At 68.7% G+C, this 1,701-nt stretch carries 1 protein-coding gene; it reads left to right on the forward strand.

Features of this window, described 5'->3' with window-relative positions; all coding sequences use genetic code 11:
- A partial coding sequence (locus NON00_RS19065; protein ID WP_256024290.1) for a DNA translocase FtsK occupies positions 1–1,571 on the forward strand: 1,571 nt, incomplete at its 5' end.
- Between the last annotated feature and the right edge of the window lie 130 nt (positions 1,572–1,701).

Genomic DNA, 1,701 nt, shown 5'->3' on the forward strand with positions numbered 1-1,701 from the left:
CCGCCGCGCCGCGCCGCGCCCCCGCGCCGCCGCCCCCGCCAGTGCCCCCGCCGGTGCCCAGCCAGTTCGAACTGCCGCCGCTGGACCTGCTGACGCCCCCGCCCGCCCGCCGCGCCAGCGGCCCCACGGAAGAGGCGCTGCAGAACAATGCCCGCCTGCTGGAATCCGTGCTGGAGGATTACGGCGTGCGCGGCCGCATCGTGGAGATCCGCCCCGGCCCGGTGGTGACGCTCTATGAGCTGGAGCCGGCGCCGGGCACGAAATCCGCCCGCGTCATCGGCCTCGCCGACGATATCGCCCGCAGCATGAGCGTGATGGCGGTGCGCATCGCCACCGTGCCGGGGCGCAACGTCATCGGCATCGAGCTGCCGAACAACAAGCGCGAGATGGTCTATTTCAGCGAGCTGCTGATCACCGACGAGTGGAGCCGCCAGAGCGGCAAGCTGCCCCTGGTGCTCGGCAAGGATATCGGCGGCGCGCCGGTCATCGCCGACCTCGCCCGCATGCCGCACCTGCTGATCGCCGGCACCACCGGCTCGGGCAAGTCCGTCGGCATCAACACGATGATCCTCTCGCTGCTCTACCGGTTCACGCCGGATGAGTGCCGCTTCATCATGATCGACCCGAAGATGCTGGAACTCTCGGTCTATGACCGCATCCCGCATCTGCTCGCCCCCGTCGTCACCGAGCCGCCCAAGGCGATCGGCGCGCTGAAATGGACGGTGCGCGAGATGGAGCGCCGCTACCGCGCCATGTCGCAGCTCGGCGTCCGCAACATCGGCGGCTATAACGAGAAGGTCCAGGCCGCCCTCGCCCGTGGCGAGGTGCTGACGCGCCGCGTGCAGACCGGCTTCGACCCCGATACCGGCAAGCCCGTCTTCGAGGACCAGCCGCTGGCCCTCGCGCCGCTGCCGATGATCGTCGTCGTCATCGACGAAATGGCGGACCTCATGCTGGTCGCCGGCAAGGAGATCGAGGCCGCCGTGCAGCGCCTCGCCCAGATGGCGCGCGCTGCCGGCATCCACGTCATCATGGCGACGCAGCGCCCCTCGGTGGACGTCATCACCGGCACCATCAAGGCCAATTTCCCGACGCGCATCTCCTTCCAGGTGACGAGCAAGATCGACAGCCGCACCATCCTCGGCGAAATGGGCGCCGAGCAGCTTCTCGGCCAGGGCGACATGCTCCACATGGCCGGCGGCGGCCGCGTCAGCCGCGTGCATGGCCCCTTCGTCTCCGACCAGGAGGTGGAGCGCGTGGTGGACTGGCTGCGCGAGCAGGGCGAGCCCGCCTATATCGAGGAAGTCACCGAAGGCGACGAGGAAGGCAGCGGCGATAACGGCATGTCCGGCATCGCCGGCGCCTCGGATGGCGAGAAGGGCCTCTTCGACCAGGCCGTGGCGCTGGTGACGCGCGAGGGCAAGGCCAGCACCAGCTTCATCCAGCGCCACCTCTCGATCGGCTACAACCGCGCGGCCAAGCTGATCGAGCAGATGGAAAAGGAAGGTATCGTCGGCCCGGCCAACCATGTCGGCAAACGCGAAGTCCTCGCCCGCCACACCGACGAATAGTTTTCTTTCAGGCTGCCGCCGTCGCAGCTGAAAAAAAGCTGCCGTCGGGTGGGGAAGCGGGCCGCGAGGCTGGGCCGGAGAGCGTGTTGAACATGCAGCGATCCCGTCCCGGCCATGACCGGCAGCTGAA

The sequence above is a fragment of the Roseomonas sp. GC11 genome, from assembly GCF_024437745.1.
In the GTDB taxonomy this organism is placed as follows: Bacteria; Pseudomonadota; Alphaproteobacteria; order Acetobacterales; family Acetobacteraceae; genus Pseudoroseomonas.